21 protein-coding genes are annotated in these 18,193 nt (G+C 61.3%); 10 read left to right on the top strand and 11 right to left on the bottom strand.

Annotation, left to right across the window (positions count from 1 at the left end; translation table 11 throughout):
- Positions 1-71: 71 nt before the first annotated feature.
- A complete protein-coding gene (locus tag JL39_RS12465) occupies positions 72-761 on the top strand; it encodes a glutathione S-transferase family protein (RefSeq protein WP_037150560.1) in 690 nt (229 codons plus the stop codon).
- Between the two features lie 80 nt (positions 762-841).
- A complete protein-coding gene (gene ndk / locus JL39_RS12470) occupies positions 842-1,264 on the top strand; it encodes a nucleoside-diphosphate kinase (protein WP_037150562.1) in 423 nt (140 codons plus the stop codon).
- Between the two features lie 142 nt (positions 1,265-1,406).
- Here ndk and JL39_RS12475 read toward each other — a convergent pair whose 3' ends face one another.
- Complete coding sequence (locus JL39_RS12475; protein WP_037150919.1) at positions 1,407-1,910, bottom strand: hypothetical protein; 504 nt, start codon at positions 1,908-1,910, stop codon at positions 1,407-1,409.
- A complete protein-coding gene (locus JL39_RS12480) occupies positions 1,910-2,458 on the bottom strand; it encodes a CGNR zinc finger domain-containing protein (RefSeq protein ID WP_037150565.1) in 549 nt (182 codons plus the stop codon). Before JL39_RS12480 ends, JL39_RS12475 begins: the two co-directional genes overlap by 1 nt.
- Before the next feature lie 65 nt (positions 2,459-2,523).
- On the opposite strand from JL39_RS12480, the gene JL39_RS12485 reads away from it, so the two are divergent.
- The 3 genes from JL39_RS12485 (at position 2,524) to JL39_RS12495 (ending at position 4,144) form a co-directional block, all read left to right on the top strand.
- Positions 2,524-3,420: a branched-chain amino acid ABC transporter permease gene (locus tag JL39_RS12485; protein ID WP_037150567.1), complete on the top strand. Its 897-nt coding sequence runs from the start codon at positions 2,524-2,526 to the stop codon at positions 3,418-3,420.
- A gap of 104 nt (positions 3,421-3,524) precedes the next feature.
- A complete protein-coding gene (locus tag JL39_RS12490) occupies positions 3,525-3,758 on the top strand; it encodes a type II toxin-antitoxin system Phd/YefM family antitoxin (protein ID WP_037150569.1) in 234 nt (77 codons plus the stop codon).
- Positions 3,755-4,144, top strand: coding sequence for a type II toxin-antitoxin system VapC family toxin (locus JL39_RS12495; protein WP_037150572.1), 390 nt, complete (start codon positions 3,755-3,757; stop codon positions 4,142-4,144). Before JL39_RS12490 ends, JL39_RS12495 begins: the two co-directional genes overlap by 4 nt.
- 22 nt (positions 4,145-4,166) lie before the next feature.
- On the opposite strand, the gene JL39_RS12500 is transcribed toward JL39_RS12495, so the two are convergent.
- The 4 genes from JL39_RS12500 to uvrC all read right to left on the bottom strand — a co-directional run bounded on the left by JL39_RS12500 (position 4,167) and on the right by uvrC (position 7,902).
- Entirely contained in the window at positions 4,167-4,631 is a 465-nt protein-coding gene (locus tag JL39_RS12500) for a molybdenum cofactor biosynthesis protein MoaE (protein ID WP_037150574.1), read from the bottom strand.
- A gap of 124 nt (positions 4,632-4,755) precedes the next feature.
- Complete coding sequence (gene moaD, locus JL39_RS12505) at positions 4,756-5,013, bottom strand: molybdopterin converting factor subunit 1 (protein ID WP_037150576.1); 258 nt, start codon at positions 5,011-5,013, stop codon at positions 4,756-4,758.
- Positions 5,010-5,597, bottom strand: coding sequence for a CDP-diacylglycerol--glycerol-3-phosphate 3-phosphatidyltransferase (pgsA, locus tag JL39_RS12510; protein WP_037150578.1), 588 nt, complete (start codon positions 5,595-5,597; stop codon positions 5,010-5,012). The genes moaD and pgsA overlap by 4 nt, the downstream gene beginning before the upstream one ends.
- Positions 5,598-5,871: 274 nt before the next feature.
- Entirely contained in the window at positions 5,872-7,902 is a 2,031-nt protein-coding gene (uvrC, locus tag JL39_RS12515; protein ID WP_037150580.1) for an excinuclease ABC subunit UvrC, read from the bottom strand.
- Between the two features lie 696 nt (positions 7,903-8,598).
- Here uvrC and JL39_RS12530 point away from each other — a divergent pair.
- Entirely contained in the window at positions 8,599-9,237 is a 639-nt protein-coding gene (locus JL39_RS12530) for an outer membrane protein (RefSeq protein WP_037150588.1), read from the top strand.
- A 69-nt stretch (positions 9,238-9,306) separates the two neighbouring features.
- Here the strand turns inward: JL39_RS12530 and JL39_RS12535 are convergent, their stop codons facing one another.
- Both JL39_RS12535 and JL39_RS12540 read right to left on the bottom strand, forming a co-directional pair.
- Positions 9,307-9,903, bottom strand: a complete 597-nt coding sequence (locus tag JL39_RS12535; RefSeq protein WP_037150590.1) for a glutathione S-transferase — start codon at positions 9,901-9,903, stop codon at positions 9,307-9,309.
- Positions 9,904-9,924: 21 nt separating this feature from the next.
- Positions 9,925-10,548, bottom strand: coding sequence for a ribonuclease (locus tag JL39_RS12540; RefSeq protein ID WP_037150921.1), 624 nt, complete (start codon positions 10,546-10,548; stop codon positions 9,925-9,927).
- 192 nt (positions 10,549-10,740) lie between these two features.
- Here JL39_RS12540 and JL39_RS12545 point away from each other — a divergent pair, with 192 nt between their 5' ends.
- Positions 10,741-11,706: a lysylphosphatidylglycerol synthase domain-containing protein gene (locus tag JL39_RS12545; RefSeq protein ID WP_037150593.1), complete on the top strand. Its 966-nt coding sequence runs from the start codon at positions 10,741-10,743 to the stop codon at positions 11,704-11,706.
- Between the two features lie 6 nt (positions 11,707-11,712).
- Here the strand turns inward: JL39_RS12545 and JL39_RS12550 are convergent, their stop codons facing one another.
- Positions 11,713-12,561 (bottom strand): 23S rRNA (adenine(2030)-N(6))-methyltransferase RlmJ, encoded by an 849-nt coding sequence (locus tag JL39_RS12550; RefSeq protein WP_037150595.1) that lies wholly within the window; start codon positions 12,559-12,561, stop codon positions 11,713-11,715.
- 83 nt (positions 12,562-12,644) lie between these two features.
- Between JL39_RS12550 and JL39_RS12555 the strand changes: the two genes are divergently transcribed.
- The 3 genes from JL39_RS12555 to JL39_RS12565 all read left to right on the top strand — a co-directional run bounded on the left by JL39_RS12555 (position 12,645) and on the right by JL39_RS12565 (position 16,258).
- Positions 12,645-14,783 carry a molybdopterin oxidoreductase family protein gene (locus JL39_RS12555; RefSeq protein ID WP_037150597.1) on the top strand — a complete coding sequence of 713 codons (2,139 nt, stop codon included), beginning with the start codon at positions 12,645-12,647 and terminating at the stop codon, positions 14,781-14,783.
- Positions 14,780-15,373: an NUDIX domain-containing protein gene (locus JL39_RS12560; protein WP_037150599.1), complete on the top strand. Its 594-nt coding sequence runs from the start codon at positions 14,780-14,782 to the stop codon at positions 15,371-15,373. Before JL39_RS12555 ends, JL39_RS12560 begins: the two co-directional genes overlap by 4 nt.
- A 63-nt stretch (positions 15,374-15,436) precedes the next feature.
- Positions 15,437-16,258, top strand: a complete 822-nt coding sequence (locus JL39_RS12565; protein ID WP_037150600.1) for an alpha/beta hydrolase — start codon at positions 15,437-15,439, stop codon at positions 16,256-16,258.
- Between the two features lie 95 nt (positions 16,259-16,353).
- Here JL39_RS12565 and purN read toward each other — a convergent pair whose 3' ends face one another.
- Positions 16,354-17,028, bottom strand: coding sequence for a phosphoribosylglycinamide formyltransferase (gene purN / locus JL39_RS12570; RefSeq protein ID WP_037150602.1), 675 nt, complete (start codon positions 17,026-17,028; stop codon positions 16,354-16,356).
- Entirely contained in the window at positions 17,025-18,098 is a 1,074-nt protein-coding gene (purM, locus tag JL39_RS12575; protein WP_037150606.1) for a phosphoribosylformylglycinamidine cyclo-ligase, read from the bottom strand. The genes purN and purM overlap by 4 nt, the downstream gene beginning before the upstream one ends.
- Positions 18,099-18,193 lie beyond the last annotated feature (95 nt).

Here is an 18,193-nt window from a genome sequence, read left to right on the forward strand (position 1 = left end):
ATGAAATTTCCTGACTGGATTTGACGGCCCGTTTGCCTTCACTATTTGCGACCGAAGATCAGGAGCCTGACATGACCCGTATCCTCTATTCCCTCTGCGGCGCCGACGAGAGCCGCCCATTCTCGCCCCATTGCTGGAAGGTCGTGCTGGCGCTTCGCCACAAGGGGCTGGACTTCATCGAGAAGCCGACGCCCTTCACGGAGATACCGGCGCTGGAGAACGGCTTTTCGAAGACCGTGCCGATCCTGAGGGACGGCAACGAACTGATCCGCGACAGTTTCGACATCGCGCTTTACCTGGAGGAGACCTATCCCAACCGGCCGACGCTGTTCGGCGGCGAAGGCGGCAAGGCGCTTTCCCGTTTCGTCGAGCGCTTCTCCCAGACCATCATCCATCCTGCCGTCACCAATATTGCCGTCGCCGACATCCATGACATGCTTGATGAGACCGACCGGATCTATTTCCGCAAGAGCCGGGAGGCCTTCCTCGGCAGGACGCTGGAGGAGATGAGAGCGGGCCGCGACGAGGCGATCGCCGCCTTCGCCGCAAAGCTGGAACCCGTGCGTCAGACGCTGAAATATCAGGAGTTTATCGGTGGTGACGGCCCGCTGTTTGCCGACTACATCCTCTTCGGCGCGCTACAGTGGATGAGGGTTACCACCGGCGCCAAGGTATTTGCCGACGACGATCCGGTCGGGCAGTGGTTCGAACGCTGCCTGGACCTCCATGATGGCGTCGGGCGGCATGTGACAGCCGCGTGAAATTGCCGGAACCCCCTTGTTTCCAGTGAAAGGGGCGGGTAAACACCGCCCACTTTCCGTTGGAGATGAAGGATAGAACAATGGCGATTGAACGCACGTTTTCGATGATCAAGCCGGATGCCACCAAGCGCAACCTGACGGGCGCCATCACCAAGGTCTTTGAGGACAACGGCCTGCATGTCGTAGCATCCAAGCGCGTCTGGATGAGCAAGCGCGAAGCAGAGGGTTTTTACGCAGTCCACAAGGAACGGCCCTTCTTCGGCGAACTCGTTGAAGGCATGACCTCCGGCCCGACCGTCGTTCAGGTCCTGGAAGGCGAAAACGCCATCCTCAAGAACCGCGAGATCATGGGCGCCACCAACCCGGCCCAGGCCGCCGAAGGCACGATCCGCAAGACCTTCGCCCTTTCGATCGGCGAAAACTCGGTTCACGGCTCCGACGCGCCGGAAACCGCCGCTCAGGAAATCGCCTACTGGTTCTCGGAAACCGAAATCGTCGGCTGATTGCTTCAGTCAGCGATGGAACAGGAAAAGCCGGGGCTCGCGCCTCGGCTTTTTGCTCTTTGCCCCTTATCTCCCTGCCGGGACCCACTCCCCGCATGCGGGGAGTGGGTTAGGGTGAGGGGCTGCTTCCCCTTTCAGGATTTCATGCCGGACAGTTGGCTTGCTTGTCATAGTCGACGCTGCCGTCCGCCTTGAAAACCTCCGGATTCGGCGTGTAGATCGGTCCGACCACCAGCGGCTTGCCCGGCATCATTGCCGTCTGGTCCATGTTGGAGGTGATGCTCGTCTCGATCGTCTGCAATGGCCTGTCGTCCGCGCCGACGAGGCGGATTTTCACCGAATAGGGCTTGTCCTTCCTGACGCATTTGAGATCCGGGCTTTCGAGAACGATCTTTTCCATGGCTGGGAAAAGCTTCTGCCGCACCACGAGCGCCGCACCGCCCTGCGGGTTTTCGAACTCGGCTTCCGCATAACTGTTTTCAGGGAAGGGCGCTGTCTTTCTGAGCGTGACGACGTAGTTTGCCGCCGCCACCCGGTAGTTGAAGATGAACACCCGCCCGGAAAGCTCGGCCAACGGTTCGTCCGCCTCGCGCTGGCAGGCGGTGAGCAGGAGCGCGGCAAGGGCGCAGAAAACAAGCCGGCGCATCATGTCGCGGCCTCCTTCTTCTTGCGGTGATAGTGGCGGTTGGCTTTCACGCGATTGCCGCAGACGGCCATGTCGCACCAGGTGCGGCTGCGGTTCCTGCTGCGGTCGATGAACAGCCAGCCGCAATTGCCGCAGATTTTCAACCGGGCCATTTCCTCCTCGGCGAGCAGTCGAAGGGCGGAATGCGCGGTAGCGGCCTCAAGCGAGTCCTTCTCCGCAAGGCGCAGGATCGAGGCCGTGGCTTCGAGGAAGTCGGCAAGCAGTGTATGTTCCTCTTCGCCGAGCACGCGGGCGCGGAAATAACGGTCGATCGCCTCGCGCAGAGCCAGGAAAGGCTTGTGATTTTGGGGTTTCACCGGTGCGAGCTTGCCGAACAGTGCTCGTTCGGCCGAAAATTCCTCGGCTGCCTTCGGAAAGGCATTCATCTGCTCGGGCTTCGCGAAACGGTCGATGCTGCGCTTGAGGTCGAAGCGCATAATGACGCTGTTGGCGACATCCAGCGCCAGCGCGCCTCCGACGAAACGATGCGGGGTCCAGGAAAAGCTCATGCCTGAGATTATAACTGGCAAAATGCGATTGGCCAGTTATATTTGAAGCTGCTTCCGGAGTGTCCATGGCCTATCTGTTGCAGCAACTGGCGAATGCGATTCCGCTGGCGGCGCTTTATGCGGCGCTCGCCTTCGGTTATGCGATCGCCTTTGCCGTGACGAAGCGTGCCGACATCACCTATGGGGCGATCTTCGCCTTTTCCGGCCATCTCTATCTGCTCATTGCCCATATCGGCTGGGACCGGTTCTGGCTGATCCTGCCGGCGGCGCTGGCCATGGGAGCCATGGTGGCGCTGATCGGCGGAGTAGGGGCGGGCGCGACGGTCGGGCAGTTGGTGATGCGGCCGCTGGCAAAGGTTTCTCCCAATGCGATGATCGTCGCATCGCTCGGCGTTCTCATGGTGCTGATGGAGGGCGCGCGGCTCGCTTCCGACACACGCGAACTCTGGCTGCCGCCTTTCCTGAACCGGGTCGTGGTTTTCTGGCGGGGCGGCGGTTTCCCCGTGACGCTGACGCTCATCCAACTCATCAACGTGGCGATCATGCTCGCCATGATCGTCGCAGGCACATTCGTGCTTTCCCATACCCGTTGGGGGCGCATCTGGCGGGCCGTTGCCGACGATCCGCTTGCGGCGGAGCTTGCCGGCACAAATTCCGCCCGCGTCTTCGTGACGGCTTATGTGTCCGCAGCGCTCTTTGCCTCGATCTGCGGCGTTCTTGCGACCTCCCATTACGGCACGATGGATTTCGGCGCCGGCCTGTTGTTCGGGCTGAAAGTGGTGCTGATCGCAGCGGCAGGCGGCCATTCCAATCCGTTGCGATCGGCGGCCGGTGCCGCGGTGATCGGTTTTGCGGAGACACTCTGGAGCGGCTACGGCCCGATCGTCTGGCGCGATCTGGTGATCGTCTCGGCGCTGGTTGCCGTGCTGGTCATGAGCCGGCGGGAGAGGGTGGTGCCGTGAGCGGCTTCCCGTTGCCGCAGACGGCACCGTCATTTCGACTTTGCCGAGGCTGGATTTTATAAGCCAAAACGACTAAATTTAGCTAAGTTAGCTAGGATATCCCCATGCAAGTCACAATCCATTCGGCCAAGACCAATCTGTCAAAGCTCATCGAACTGGCGAAAGCCGGCGAGGAAGTCATCATTGCGAGAGGAAAAGTCCCGGTTGCCAAGATCGTACCGATCCCGCAGCACGGGTTCACGATCGGATTGCTGAAGGGCAAGATCAAGCCCGGCGGTCCCGATTTCTTTGAGCCAATGGGTGAGGATGAATTGGGCCTGTGGGAAGGCAAGAATTGACTGCAATCTTGCTCGATACCCATGCTTGGGCCTGGTCCTTGACCGGAGACGAACGCCTGTCCGGGAGAGCGGTTGGGGCGATTCTGGAAGCGGACGCCGTGTTTGTCAGCCCTGTCAGCTTTTTCGAGATCGGCCAGAAGGTCCGCCTCGGCAAATGGCCCGAGATAGCGCCCTATGTGGAGGAATTGCCCGCGCTGCTCGAAGAGCAGGGCGGCAGGGTGGCGACGCTTGCGCCGCAAATCTGTTTACAGGGTACCATGATGGCTTGGGAGCACCGCGATCCTTTTGATCGGCTCCTGGCGGCAACGGCTTTGCATTCCTCCATCCCGCTCGTCTCCGCCGATGAGATATTCGATACGCTTCCAGGCTTGATCCGTCTGTGGTGACGAGCAGAGGCCGGTCGCGTCATCACCGCCATTTGTCGCGGGCCTTGTCGTCCGCATCCTTGGCGGCGACCCAGTCGCCCGTCGCGCCGTCGGCGCCATGCTCCTTTTTCCAGAAGGGGGCCGAGGTTTTCAGGAAATCCATCATGAAGCTGGCCCCGTCGAAGGCGGCCTGCCGATGCGGGGCTGCGGCGACGACAAGCACGATATTCCCGCCCGGCAGGATCTTTCCGTGGCGGTGCACGGCCGTGAGGTCAAGCAGCGAGAAGCGCTCGATGGCGAGTTCGGCGATGCGGCGCATCTCTGCCTCCGCCATGCCGGGATAATGTTCCAGTTCCAGCGCCGACAGCGCGCCCTGTTCATCGCGGCACAGGCCGGTGAACGTGACAACGGCTCCGATATCCTTGCGGCCGGCAGTCAGCGCATCGATTTCGGCTTGCAGGTCGAAGTCCTGCGCCTGGACGCGGATGGTGGGGGTGATTTTCGACATCTGATATCTCCGCTGCCGTGAGCCGAGTTGCCTCACCGGCGCCCCGCCCGTCGCTTTGGCTCCGGGCGTTCGTCACTGAAATCGATTCACTTGATCGATTTCTCCGGCTTCGCCGGACCGCTCCTCACCCTCCGGTCATCGGCGGAAATATCCCGATCTCGCGCGCGCCTGCAATCCTTTCGGAATGTTCCACATGCTCCTGGTTGATCGCCACGCGGATCACGTCCGGATATTGAAGCGCATTCTCGTATTCTTCGCCCAGGCCCTTCAGATGATTCAGCAAATCGCGCACGGTGACGACATCGGCCGGAAGCTCGATCTCTTCCTCCGGCTTGCCGATCCGCTCGCGCACCCAGGCGAAATAGACGAGTTTCGTGGTCATTCCTCATCCACCAGATGTTTCAGCCCGGCCTTGAAATAGTCGTAGCCGGTATAGAAGGTCAGGATCGCTGCGATCCACAAGAGCGCAATGCCGAGCTCGGTAATATAGGGCATGATCTTGTCGCCCGCAGGGCCGGCAAGCAGGAAGGCGATTGCCACCATCTGGATCGTCGTCTTCCACTTGGCGATCCGCGTTACCGGTACGGAGACCTTCAGTGCCGCCAGGTATTCACGAAGTCCTGAGACGAGGATCTCGCGGCACAGAATGGTGATTGCCGCCCAGAGCGACCAGCCGGCGATCGTCCCGTCGGCGGCCATCAGCAGCAGCACGGACGCGACCAGCAGCTTGTCGGCGATCGGATCGAGCATGCGGCCGATATTCGATGTCTGGTTCCAGATGCGGGCCAGGTAACCGTCGAGATAATCGGTGATCGAGGCGACGACGAAGATGGTAAGCCCCGTCCAGCGGGCGAAATCCGAGCTTTCGAGCCGGCCTTCGATGAAAAAGCAAAGGACGATCACCGGCACGGCCAGGATACGCGCATAGGTGAGCAGGTTGGGAATGTTGTATGCGCGGGAAGCCATGGATGACCTATTGCGATGTTTGTCCCTAGTTGAGGCTTTGGAGGCTGAGCGTCAACATGTTCCCGCGGCTTTTTTGCAGCAGAATGCGGCGGCCCGTCTGCTCCCGCTTTTATTGCCCTTCTTCCGCCCTGTCGGGCAACGTCTCCCCGTACTTACGGGGAGAAAGGCATATGCCGCACCGTTTTCCTCCACCCCCCGACGTTGCGCATGGCACGTTCGCTCTCCCGGTCTGCGGGAAGAGGGTCAGGGTGAGGCGCAACTTACGTGGATAGTTTCACCCCGCCCGGCTCTCGTGAAAGTGATTGTAGATCTGCTTTGCGACGGCCTCGGAAATGCCTTCTACTGCCATCAGATCGGTGAGGCCTGCCCGGGAGACCGCTTTCGCCGTGCCGAAATGCTGCAGGAGCTTGCGCTTGCGGCCAGGTCCGATGCCGGAAATCTCGTCGAGCGGGTTCTTGACCATCTCCTTCTTGCGCCGAGCCCGGTGCGAGCCGATAGCGAAACGATGCGCCTCGTCGCGCATGCGCTGAATGAAATAGAGAACAGGATCGCGCGGCGGCAGTGAAAAGTCGCTTTTCCCGTCCGCGAAGAAACGCTCGCGGCCGGCCTCTCGGTCGACGCCCTTGGCGACTCCGATCGCGGTGACGACATCGCGGATGCCGAGCTCGTCGAGGATGGCACGCACGGCGGTCATCTGGCCTTGGCCGCCATCGATCAGGATCACGTCCGGCCACGCGGGGAAGGCGGCATCGGCTGCGTCCTCCTGGGTGGCGACGCTACGGTCCGGCAGGCCTTCTTCCTTGAGAAGACGCGAGAAACGGCGGGTCATCACCTCGCGCATCATGCCGAAGTCGTCGCCGGGGGTGATGTCCGTCGATTTGATGTTGAACTTGCGGTACTGGTTCTTCACGAAGCCTTCCGGCCCCGCCACGACCATGCCGCCGACGGCATTGGTGCCCATGATGTGCGAGTTGTCATAGATCTCGATGCGGCGCGGGACCTGGGCCAGGCCGAAGGTCTCGGCGAACCCGTGCAGCAGCCGCGCCTGCGATGAAGTCTCGGCGAGCTTGCGACCGTGAGCCTCGCGGGCATTCGCCAGCACGTGATCGACAAGGTCCTTCTTCTCGCCGCGCTGCGGCACCGAGATCGTCACCCTGTGGCCAGCCTTTTCGGAAAGGGCCTGCGCCAGCAGGTCCTGTTCCTCGACCGTTTCGGAAAGCAGGATCTGCTTCGGCACCGGCTTGTCGTCGTAGAACTGCGCCAGGAAGGCGTTCAAGACCTCTGTGCCGGGCATCTGCGGATCGGCTTTCGGGAAATAGGCCCGGTTGCCCCAGTTCTGGCCGGTACGGAAGAAGAAGACCTGGATGCAGGAGAGCCCGCCCTCGTGATGGATGGCGAAGACATCCGCCTCCTCGACGCCCGCCGGATTGATGCCCTGATGGCTCTGGACATGGGAGAGCGCAGCAAGACGATCACGATAGACCGCTGCGCGCTCGAAATCGAGGTCTTCCGAGGCTTCCGTCATCTGGGCGGCGATCGCGGATTTCACGTTCTGGCTCTTGCCGGAGAGGAAATCCTTCGCCTCGCGCACAAGGCCGGCATAATCCTCGTCGCTGATCTCGTGGGTGCACGGGCCGGAACAGCGTTTGATCTGGAAGAGCAGGCAGGGGCGGGTGCGCGTCTCGAAGACGCTGTCGGTACAGGTGCGCAGCAGGAACGCCCGCTGCAGCGAATTGATCGTGCGACCGACGGCGGCGGCGGATGCGAAGGGGCCGAAATAATCGCCCTTGCGGGCGCGGGCGCCGCGATGCTTGAAGATGGCTGGCGCCCGATGGTCGCCGGTGATCAGGATATAGGGGAAGGACTTGTCGTCGCGCAGAAGCACGTTGAAACGTGGGCGCAGACGCTTGATGAGATTGGCCTCGAGCAGCAGCGCCTCGGTCTCCGTCCGCGTCGTGACGAATTCCATATGCGTGGTTTCGCGCACCATACGGGCGATGCGGTTCGAATGGACACGGCCCTGCGCATAGTTGCCGACCCGCTTCTTGAGGCTGCGCGCCTTGCCGACATAGAGCACGTCGCCCGCCTCGTTGAACATGCGATAGACGCCAGGCTGGTTCGGCAGGTGCTTGACGAATTCGCCGATAAGCTCGGCGCCTTTCAGTCCGCTCTCGTTCCTGAGAGCCTCGTTCCAGTCGATCGACACGGCGAGGCCTGCGCTCGGCTCGCTCGCCGGGGCGTCGTCGTCATCGTCTTCCGTCTCGTCGTAGAGAACGCCGCCGTCGGGCAGCTTCGTTCCGTTCATTTCCAAAGTCTCCGCCAGATACGACCTGCGAACTTGGCTTTCCGTTCGCGATCGATGCCTGACCATTGCCGATTCGAACCATGGGCTCGTCATCGGCGGCTTGTCAAAAGATTGCGGGATAGCCGGCCGGGCTCCCGATCGGCCGTTGCGACAGACATAGTGACTCAGGCCTGATTTTGAAAGCGTGGCAGGCGAATGCCTTGCCTTCGTGCTTCGAGGCCGAAACGCCGCCTTTGTCGGGGATGATTTGAGGCAGAAATCCGGCAAAGCGTTTCGTCGATCGGGTCCTTGTCCCGGATGGCGCCTGAAGGTCTTTATTTCCCATGTCTAAAATCTCCTTCTGCTCGCGGCAGGCGCAGACTTTTCTGAAGATAAAAGTCGAAACCGCACGAGGGCGGCCGCGAGTGGCTGCCTGTCAAGATATATTGACGAAGCTGTTCTTGCGTTTTAAGAAGTATTTCACGAAGGTGAAGAAATTTATATTTAAAGTAAGGAACAGTTAAGGTTAATGAATTACATGTTGCGGTACAGCAACATCAAATTTTCGCCTTCTGTCTGCCGCAATCAATTCACATTTCGGCTCTTTCAATTCCTCATTTGGCATCCACATTCGCCTCCAGTGGGTAGGGAACAAATGCGTCGACTATCGTGTTGTCGCGACGAAATTCCCGGCACAGCAGTAAAAGGAGAAAATGTATGCGTACTCTTATCGCAACTCTGATGGCCTCGGCAGCCAGCTTCATCGCAATCTCCGCGGCCAATGCCGCTGATGCCGTAGAGCAGATTCCGCAGGCTCCGGTCGCGGTCGAAGAGCCGGCACCGGCCGCCACCTGGCAGGGGTTCTATCTCGGTGCTTACGGTGAATATGACTGGGGCCGCTTCGGTGGTGGCGACTATGACGCCGACGGTCTCGGCGGCGGAGCCTTTGCTGGTTACAACTTCCAGACCGGTCCGGTCGTCTACGGTATTGAAGCTGATGTCGGCTACAACGGCCTCGACGGTCCGAGCCCCAATGGCTACACCGGCGAAGGTGGTTGGAAGGGTTCGGTCCGCGGCCGCGTCGGTTATGACCTCAACCCGTTCCTGATCTATGGTACGGCCGGTGTCGCCTTCCAGAACAACGAACTGAGCGACGGCATCTCTTCCGACGACAAGACTTCGGTCGGTTATACGGTCGGTGCAGGTGCGGAAGCGTTCGTCACCAACAACATCACCGCTCGTATCGAATATCGCTACACCGACTTCGCGGCCGAAGATTACGACCTCGCCACGGGTTCGGTCTCGAAGGGCTTCGACGACCACAGCGTCAAGGTCGGTATCGGCGTCAAGTTCTAAGTTCGAAAGCCTTCACAGGCTGGGGAAGCCCGGAGCGTCGCTCCGGGCTTTTTGCCTTGTTTATCCGGATTATCCGGACGATTTCATCGCGCCGTAATCGGCAAACCGCTTGGCGAAGGTATCGGGCCAGGAGGCGAGTTCCGGACGGCCTTCCGCCCATTGCCCGTTGAACCGTAGGTCGAGATAGCCGATCAGGGCGGCGAGCGCGAAATGGCCGCCATTGAGCTTCTTGCCGGTCTTCGGCAGGTTGTTCTCGAGATAATCCAGGCCGCGCATGACCTTTTCCCATTGCTTGTCGATCCAGCCCTGGTGGATCTTTTCCTCCGGGCGGAAGCGACGCTCGTAGACGATTGCGAGAAGGCAATCCATGATGCCGTCGCACAACGCTTCCAGCACTTCCGCTTCCGTGCGTTTTCCATCCTTCTTCGGATAGAGCTTTCCGCCGGACAACCGGTCGAGATAGTGCATGATGGCGACGCTGTCATAGATCGGCGGCTCGCCGTCGCGGATCAGCACCGGGATCTTGCCGAGCGGATTGCTGTCGACGAGTTCCGGCGGATTGGAGTTGGTATCGGTCTTCACCTCGGCGATCCCGATGCCGAGATGACGTGCCGCCATGCGCACTTTGGCGGAATAGGGCGAGGCCGGCGAATAAAGCAGCTTCATGGTCTTTCCTCTTTATGAAATTTAGCGCACCGGCGGCAGCGTGATGCTGCCCGCGCGGCAGCCGTCACCATCCACCTCGGCGCAATCGCGGAACTGCAGGTCCTTGGTGAGGCAGATACGCACCTCTTCCAGCCGACGGCCCTCGCAGCTTGCGGAAATGCCGCGGCGGCTCATACCGGGGTTTGCCAAGACGAACTTCTCCTCGATCTGATCGACCGAAAGCGTCACGGCGCTGTCGCCGCGGGAGAGATCGGAGGGCAGGCGGATACGTTCGAAAGCCCGGCGGGTCTCGCTGAAATACTCCCGCTGGCCAAGGCCGGTGCAGCTTCCATGCTTGCGCCACTGATGGCCGATGAGTCCCATGGACGGCATGATGTCGAAAAGCGGTTCGCCGACCGAGCGCGGCACACGGCTCGGCTCGCGGGTCTCGCAGAAATCCGGATAGCCTTTCTCGTATTGGGGCCAGAGCCCATGGACGATGAAGCGGAAATCCCTGGTCTCGCCGCATTGCTGATCGCTTTCGTTGCCGCGTTGCGAGGCGCAGAAGGTTGGCGACCACGAGAGCGAAAGGACGTAGAAATCGAACTGCCCGGCGCGATCGTCGTGACGTTGCTGGGCCAGGGCGATGGTGGCTGTTACCGGCATGAAAAAAAGCGCTGCGGCGATGATGCTCTTGGCTGTCGCTTTAAAGATCAGCGTCATTGTCGGAAATCTCGATCTTCGGAACAGGGCATCGGTCTGAACGGTTGAACAATCAGAGTTTCGGCGAATAGAGTAACCCTTCGCGGAAGGCGGAAAGCCCGGATAGAGGCAGGGAGTAAAGAGCGACGTGACTGGATGACATTCAAGAAATACCTGTGGCCGACGATAGGCGGACTGACGATAGCGCTTTCGGCATGGCTTCTCTACAAGGAATTGCGCGGGCTGTCTCTGGACGATCTGTGGCACAGTCTGGAGGCGATATCGCCGACCCATTGGATGCTGGCCGGCCTCTCGACTCTGCTTGCCTATGCGGCACTGGCCGGATACGACCGTATCGCTCTGATGCATCTCGGGCGCAAGGTCGACTGGTGGTTCATCACGATCTGCTCGTTCACGACCTACGCGCTGTCGCACAATGTCGGCGCGTCCGTCTTTTCGGGAGCGGTGGTCCGCTATCGTGCCTATTCTTCCAAGGGCCTGACACCGGCCGAAATCGGCGTTCTGATCGCCATATGCTCCTTCACATTCGTCCTCGGAACCCTCCTGCTCGCAGGTCTGGTGCTCGTCATCGAACCGGACCTTACCGAACGTTTCGGCGATGTCGTGCCGGTCGAAGCCTCGACGGGAACCGGACTGGTCATCCTTCTCCTCATCGCGCTCTATGTCGCAGCGAGCTTCCTGAAGCTCAGGCCGCTCAAGATCGGCTCGATCAGCATCTTCTATCCGGCACCGCGGGTCGTGCTGCCGCAGCTCATCATCGCGCCGGTGGAGCTGATCGGTGCCGCAGGCATCATCTATTTCGCGCTGCCCGAGGCGGGAAATCCGGGCTTCCTCGTCGTGCTGGGCATCTTTCTGATTTCCTTCTCGGCGGCGCTCATCTCCCATGCGCCGGGCGGGCTCGGCGTCCTCGAACTCGTCTTTGTCATGGGATTGCCGGACATGGATCCGGCGGATGTCATCGCCGCCCTGCTGGTCTTCCGGTTGTTCTACCTGCTCATCCCCTTCGCCATGGCGCTGGTGGTGATCCTGGTCTTCGAGCGGTCGCGGTTCCGCGCCGAGCATCCGCCGGATGTGGAGAGAGGCAAACGGGAGACCTCGTGAATCGGATTATTCGCCCCGAAGCCAGAAGCTGCGCTGCGAGGCGAAACGATCCTGGGCGAGGATTGTCTTCAGGACCGGCAACAGCACGTGCAACTCATCCTTCAAGGTGAAGGGCGGATTGACGATGACGAGACCGGAGCCGGTGAGGCCGGTGGTCTCGCGATCACTGCGGACGGTGAGTTCCGTACAGAGCATTTTCGGGATATCGAGCGCCTGCAGCTCCTCGTGGAAGACCTTGATCGGCGCGCCCTTCTTGATCGGATACCAAAGGCAGTAGGTGCCGCCGGGGAAACGCTTGTAGGCATTGGCAAGACCCTTCACCAGCCGTTGGTATTCGCCTTCTTCCTCGTAAGGAGGGTCGACCAGGATGATTCCCCGTTTCTCCTTCGGGGGCAGATGCGCGCCGAGTGCAAGCCAGCCGTCGAGTTCGGTGACGCGCACCCGGAAGTCGCCCTCGAACAGGTTATGCAGGCGGTTGAAGTCTTCCGGGTGCAGTTCCATCGCCGACAGACGGTCCTGCGGGCGAAACAGCATGCGGGCGAGCTTTGGCGAGCCGGGATAGAGTTTCAGCGCGCCGTCGGGGTTCAGCTCTCTGACGGTCGAGAGATAAGGCTCCAGCAGTTCGGACACATTCGCCGGAAGCTCTGCTTCCAGGAGCCGCCCGATGCCATCGCGCCATTCGCCGGTCTTCTGCGCCTCTTCGGACGAAAGATCATAAAGACCGATCCCGGCATGGGTGTCGAGCACGCGGAACGCCTTGTCCTTCTTCTGGGCATAGCGGATCAGCCGCGCCAGCACCGCGTGTTTCAGGACGTCGGCGAAATTGCCTGCGTGATAGATATGCCGGTAGTTCATTGTGACTGGAGTCTCGCTTGAATAAAATTGATGCGCCGCAAATCGCGCTTTTTGTGGCCCTCTGCTTGCAATATAGAAAAGCCATGAACGTTGCGACCCCGATCTCCGCCAAAACCGCTGTCAGTCACACGACTGTCGGCCACACCGTCTGTCCGCACGACTGTCCGTCCGCCTGCGCATTGGATGTCGACCTGACCGCCGACGGCCGTATCGGCCGCGTGCGCGGCGCGGCCGACAACACCTATACCGCCGGCGTCATCTGCGCCAAGGTGGCGCGTTATTCCGAGCGCATCTACCATCCCGGCCGGCTGATGGAGCCGAAGCGCCGCAGGGGCGCCAAGGGCGGCGGCGATTGGCAGGAACTTTCCTGGGAGGCGGCGCTCGACGAGATCGCCGATGCCTTTTTGAAGGCCGAGGCGAAGCACGGCTCGGAAGCCGTCTGGCCGTATTTCTATGCCGGCACGATGGGCCAGGTGCAGCGAGATTCGATCGAGCGGCTACGTCACGCCAAGAAATATTCCGGCTTTTTTGGCACGATCTGCACCAACATGGCCTGGACGGGTTATGTGATGGGGACCGGCGCGCTTCGCGGCCCCGACCCGCGCGAGATGGCGAAATCCGATTGCGTGGTGATCTGGGGGACGAACGCCGTCTCGACCCAGGTCAACGTCATGACCCATGCGGTGAAGGCCCGCAAGGAACGCGGCGCGAAGATCGTCGTCATCGACATCTACGACAACCCGACCATGAAGCAGGCGGATATCGCACTGACAGTCAGGCCGGGGACAGATGCCGCGCTCGCCTGCGCCGTCATGCATGTCGCCTTCCGCGACGGTTATGCCGACCGCGCCTATATGGAAAAATATGCCGACGATCCGGCTGGGCTCGAAGCCCACCTGAAGACGAGAACGCCGGAATGGGCATCCGCGATCACGGGCCTGTCCGTCGATGAGATCGAGAATTTCGCCAAGCTCGTAGGGACGACCAGAAAGACCTTCTTCCGATTGGGTTACGGTTTTGCCCGCCAGCGCAACGGCGCGGTCGCTATGCATGCTGCTCTTTCGATCGCAACCGTGCTCGGTTCCTGGCAGTACGAGGGCGGTGGCGCCTTCCACAACAACGGCGAGATCTTCAGGCTCAACAAGTCGGAATTGATGGGTACGGCCTATGCCGACCCGGACATCCGCCAGCTCGACCAGTCGCAGATCGGCCGCGTGCTGACGGGTGATGCCGAGGCCTTGCGCTATGGCGGGCCGGTGACGGCTATGCTGATCCAGAACACCAACCCGATGAACGTCGCGCCGGAACAGCGCCTCGTGCGCCAGGGCTTCATGCGCGACGACCTGTTTGTCGCCGTCCACGAGCAGTTCCTGACCGATACGGCGGAGGTCGCCGATATCGTCCTGCCGGCCACCATGTTCCTCGAACATGACGACATCTATCGCGCCGGTGGGCAGCAGCACATCCTGCTTGGACCGAAGATCACGGAACCACCGCCGACCGTGCGCACCAACCTCTTCGTTATCGAGGAACTAGCAAAGCGTCTCGGCGTCGACCATTATCCGGGTTTCGGTCTCAACGAGCGAGAGCATATCGATCACATTTTGAAGGCAAGCCACTGGCCGGGCGTCGACGTGCTGGAACGGGAAAAATGGATCGACGCGCAGCCGGATTTTGAAACGGCCCATTATATCAGGGGCTTCGGCTATTCGGATGGCAAGTTTCGTTTCAGCCCGGACTGGGCGAACGGCCCGTCGCCGGACAAACCGCCGAAGAATGTCGGGCCGATGGGGCCGCTCTCCGAACTGCCGGTCTTTCCCGATCAGGTCGACGTCATCGAGGTGGCGGACGAAGCGCATCCCTTCAGGCTTGCGACATCGCCGGCGCGCAGCTTCCTGAACTCTTCCTTCACCGAGACGAAGAGTTCGTACGAGCGGGAAGGGCGGCCGGAGGTGATGATCGAACCGTCCGATGCGGCCCGGCTTGACATTGCGGACGGCGATATCGTCCGGCTCGGCAACCAGCGCGGCGAAATCCGCCTGCATGCCAGGATCGTACCGGGCGCGCGGCCGGGTGTGCTGATCGCCGAAGGGCTTTGGCCGAACCGGAAGCATCTCGATGGCGAGGGTATCAACGTGTTGACCGGCGCCGACGCAGTGGCGCCCTATGGTGGAGCGGCCTTCCACGACAACAAGGTCTGGCTTCGCAAGGACGCCGCATGACGGATAATGATGCACGAGTGAAGATCGTCAGCGAAAAGACGCTGTCGGATGGCTGGACACGGCTGTCGAACTACGAACTCGACTATATGGACCGCAACGGCGAGACCCATCGCCTGCACCGGGAAATCTACCACCGCACGCCGGCGGCCTGCATCCTGCTCCATGATCCGAAGCGCGGCATGGTGGTGTTGGTGAAGCAGTTCCGCCTGCCGGCCTATCTCTCCGGCGAACCCGGCTGGATGATCGAAGTGCCGGCCGGCCTTCTCGACGAGGATCATCCCGAGGACGCGATCCGCCGCGAGGCGATGGAGGAGACAGGCTACCGTTTGCGCGACGTGCGCCATCTGTTCAAGGCTTTGACCTCGCCCGGATCGGTGACGGAACTCGTGCACTTCTTCTATGCACCGATCGACCTTGCCGACCGCATCAACGGCGGCGGCGGGCTGGCGGAGGAACATGAGGACATCGAGGTGGTGGAACTGCCACTCGATGAAGCCGTGGCGATGATTGAAAGCGGCGAGATCTGCGACGCCAAGACGATCATGCTGCTGCAATGGGCGGTGATCAATCGGACGGCGATTTCGGGCTGAATCCCAGGAACAACGGCATTGCCGCACCGTTTACGGAAGATCCCATCCAGCGAGGACTTTCCGATGACGATGATCAAGACGCGCGACGACACCGAACTCTACGTCAAGGACTGGGGCAGGGGCCGTCCGGTCATCCTGCTGCACGGTTGGCCGCTGACCTGCGACACATGGGATGATTTCGCCATGGTTGCGGCGGAGTCGGGGTTCCGAGCGATCTCCTACGACCGCCGCGGTTTCGGCCGATCTGACCAGCCCTGGCAGGGCTATGACTACGACACGTTCTCCGATGACCTCGCGGACGTGATCGCCGCGACCGAAGCCGAGGATGCGGCGCTCCTCGGCTTTTCCATGGGCGGCGGCGAGGTCGCCCGCTATATGTCGCGCCACGGCGGCAAGGGTATTTCCAAGGCGGCGCTGATCGCTTCCGTCGTGCCCTACATGCTGCAGACGTCCGACAATCCGGCCGGCGTGCCGCAATCGGTTTTCGATGAGATGGCCAAGGGTATCAGGGAGGACCGGGCGCATTTCTTCGCGGACTTCTTCAAGAGCTTCTTCGGCGTAGGTGTCTTCACCGGTTCGGTGAGCGATGAAGTGCTCGACTGGTCCTTCAACCAGACGATGATGGCGGGGCTCAAACCCACGCTTGCCTGCGCCAAAGCCTTCGCGACGACCGATTTCCGGCCCGACCTGACGAGTTTCAGGGTGCCGACGCTGATCATTCACGGGACGAGCGACCAGACCGTCCCGATCGACATTTCCGCTCGCGCCGCTGCCGCGATGATCCCCGGCTCGAAGCTGATCGAATATGATGGCGCACCGCACGGCCTCTTCGCCTCGAACAAGGAACAACTGGCGAAAGACCTGATGACGTTTTTGAGGAGTTGACGAGGTCGATATCCTCGCCCGTGCGGGCAAAGGCAAGCCACCGGTGAAAGGAGATGAACTGGAGGAGTGATCCGCCGGATCAGATCGAGCGGCTTTTAGACTGCCGGCGAAATGAGCTTCGCCTCGTCTTTCGCTGGCAGGTCGCTGAAAACCGCCTTGTCCCCCTCCATCCTCACCCTGCCTTCCGCCAGCAGCCTCAAAGCCAGAGGATAGAGCTTGTGCTCGACGGTCAGCACCCGGGCGGCGAGCGTTTCCGCCGTATCATCGGCAAGCACCGGAACCGCCGCTTGCGCGAGGATCGGTCCTTCGTCCATGCCTTCGGTCACGAAATGCACCGTGCAGCCGGCGATCTTGACGCCGGCATCGAGGGCGCGCTGGTGCGTATGAAGACCTGGAAAGAGCGGCAGAAGCGCAGGGTGGATGTTGAGGATGCGGCCTTCGTAGCGGCTGATGAATTCGCCGGAAAAGAGCCGCATATAGCCTGCCAGGCAGAGGATGTCGGGCTTTATCTCGTCGAGCGCGACAAGGATCGCTGCCTCGTGCTCGGCCTTGCCTGCGAACTGCTTGCGCTCGAAGACGAAGGTCCGGATGCCGCGTGCTTTTGCCTTGGCGATGCCGCCGGCCGAAGGCTTGTCGGAGATGACCGCGACGATCTCGGCCGGAAAATCCGGCGCCGCGCAGGCGTTTGCGAGAGCCAGCATGTTGGAGCCGCCGCCTGAAACGAAGACGGCAACGCGTTTGCGCGCCGACGGTGCGGAGGTTGCCGTCATAGGCCGAGCGTGCCCTTGTAGATGACGCCGGCGCCGCCTTCGGGGCGCTCGACCATGCGGCCGAGCGGCACGACGATCTCGCCTTCGCCGGTAAGGATGTCGCTGACCGCCTGGGCGTTCTCGGCGGCGGTGACGATGATCATGCCGATGCCGCAGTTGAAGGTCCTGAGCATTTCCTTCGCCTCGACACCGCCGGTCTTGGCAAGCCAGGAGAAGACGGGCGGAACCGGAATGGAATCGAGATCGATTTCGGCGGAAAGGTTCTTCGGCAGCACGCGCGGGATGTTCTCCGGAAAGCCGCCGCCGGTAATGTGGGCGAGAGCCTTCAGCGCACCGGTTTCGCGGATTGCCTTGAGCAGCGGCTTCACGTAGATGCGGGTCGGCACGAGCAGCGCCTCACCCAGAGTCATGCCGTCACGGAAAGGGGCGGGCGCATCCCATGCGAGGCCGGAGATCGCGACGATCTTGCGGACCAGCGAATAGCCGTTGGAATGGACGCCGGAGGAGGTGAGGCCGAGGATGACGTCGCCCGAAGCGATGTCGCCGACCGGCAGCAACTGGCCACGTTCGGCGGCCCCGACCGCGAAACCCGCGAGGTCGTAGTCGCCGTCGGAATACATGCCCGGCATTTCGGCCGTTTCTCCGCCGATCAGCGCACAGCCCGCCTCGCGGCAGCCCGCGGCAATTCCGCCGACGATCGCGGCACCCTGGTCGGGATCGAGCCTGCCGGTCGCGAAATAGTCGAGGAAGAATAGCGGTTCGGCGCCCTGCACGACGAGATCGTTGACGCACATGGCGACGAGGTCGATGCCGACGGTGTCGTGGAAGTTCGCGTCTATGGCGATCTTGAGCTTGGTGCCGACCCCGTCATTCGCCGCAACCAGAACCGGATCGGTGAAGCCCGCCGCCTTCAGGTCGAAGAGCCCGCCGAAGCCGCCGATCTCGCCGTCGGCGCCGGGGCGGCGGGTGGAGCGCACGGCCGGCTTGATCTTCTCGACCATGAGATTGCCTGCATCGATATCGACACCGGCATCGCTGTAGGTGAGACCGTTCTTGCCCGCCTCGCTCATCTTCCATCTCCAGTGGGGATTACCGCATGTCCCCCGAAAAGTGTGAAGCGCTTTCTGGGGGCATGCGCAATATATCTGGCCGCCATTGCACGCCA

The sequence above is a fragment of the Rhizobium sp. YS-1r genome (genome assembly GCF_000757525.1).
Classification (GTDB): domain Bacteria; phylum Pseudomonadota; class Alphaproteobacteria; order Rhizobiales; family Rhizobiaceae; genus Neorhizobium; species Neorhizobium petrolearium.

Coding starts and splice junctions, on each gene's coding strand:
- JL39_RS12465 (WP_037150560.1), top strand. CDS start 72: ATGACCCGTATCCTCTATTCCCTCTGCGGCGCCGACGAGAGCCGCCCA.
- ndk (WP_037150562.1), top strand. CDS start 842: ATGGCGATTGAACGCACGTTTTCGATGATCAAGCCGGATGCCACCAAG.
- JL39_RS12475 (WP_037150919.1), bottom strand. CDS start 1,910: ATGCGCCGGCTTGTTTTCTGCGCCCTTGCCGCGCTCCTGCTCACCGCC.
- JL39_RS12480 (WP_037150565.1), bottom strand. CDS start 2,458: ATGAGCTTTTCCTGGACCCCGCATCGTTTCGTCGGAGGCGCGCTGGCG.
- JL39_RS12485 (WP_037150567.1), top strand. CDS start 2,524: ATGGCCTATCTGTTGCAGCAACTGGCGAATGCGATTCCGCTGGCGGCG.
- JL39_RS12490 (WP_037150569.1), top strand. CDS start 3,525: ATGCAAGTCACAATCCATTCGGCCAAGACCAATCTGTCAAAGCTCATC.
- JL39_RS12500 (WP_037150574.1), bottom strand. CDS start 4,631: ATGTCGAAAATCACCCCCACCATCCGCGTCCAGGCGCAGGACTTCGAC.
- moaD (WP_037150576.1), bottom strand. CDS start 5,013: ATGACCACGAAACTCGTCTATTTCGCCTGGGTGCGCGAGCGGATCGGC.
- pgsA (WP_037150578.1), bottom strand. CDS start 5,597: ATGGCTTCCCGCGCATACAACATTCCCAACCTGCTCACCTATGCGCGT.
- uvrC (WP_037150580.1), bottom strand. CDS start 7,902: ATGAACGGAACGAAGCTGCCCGACGGCGGCGTTCTCTACGACGAGACG.
- JL39_RS12530 (WP_037150588.1), top strand. CDS start 8,599: ATGCGTACTCTTATCGCAACTCTGATGGCCTCGGCAGCCAGCTTCATC.
- JL39_RS12535 (WP_037150590.1), bottom strand. CDS start 9,903: ATGAAGCTGCTTTATTCGCCGGCCTCGCCCTATTCCGCCAAAGTGCGC.
- JL39_RS12540 (WP_037150921.1), bottom strand. CDS start 10,548: ATGCCGGTAACAGCCACCATCGCCCTGGCCCAGCAACGTCACGACGAT.
- JL39_RS12545 (WP_037150593.1), top strand. CDS start 10,741: ATGACATTCAAGAAATACCTGTGGCCGACGATAGGCGGACTGACGATA.
- JL39_RS12550 (WP_037150595.1), bottom strand. CDS start 12,561: ATGAACTACCGGCATATCTATCACGCAGGCAATTTCGCCGACGTCCTG.
- JL39_RS12555 (WP_037150597.1), top strand. CDS start 12,645: ATGAACGTTGCGACCCCGATCTCCGCCAAAACCGCTGTCAGTCACACG.
- JL39_RS12560 (WP_037150599.1), top strand. CDS start 14,780: ATGACGGATAATGATGCACGAGTGAAGATCGTCAGCGAAAAGACGCTG.
- JL39_RS12565 (WP_037150600.1), top strand. CDS start 15,437: ATGACGATGATCAAGACGCGCGACGACACCGAACTCTACGTCAAGGAC.
- purN (WP_037150602.1), bottom strand. CDS start 17,028: ATGACGGCAACCTCCGCACCGTCGGCGCGCAAACGCGTTGCCGTCTTC.
- purM (WP_037150606.1), bottom strand. CDS start 18,098: ATGAGCGAGGCGGGCAAGAACGGTCTCACCTACAGCGATGCCGGTGTC.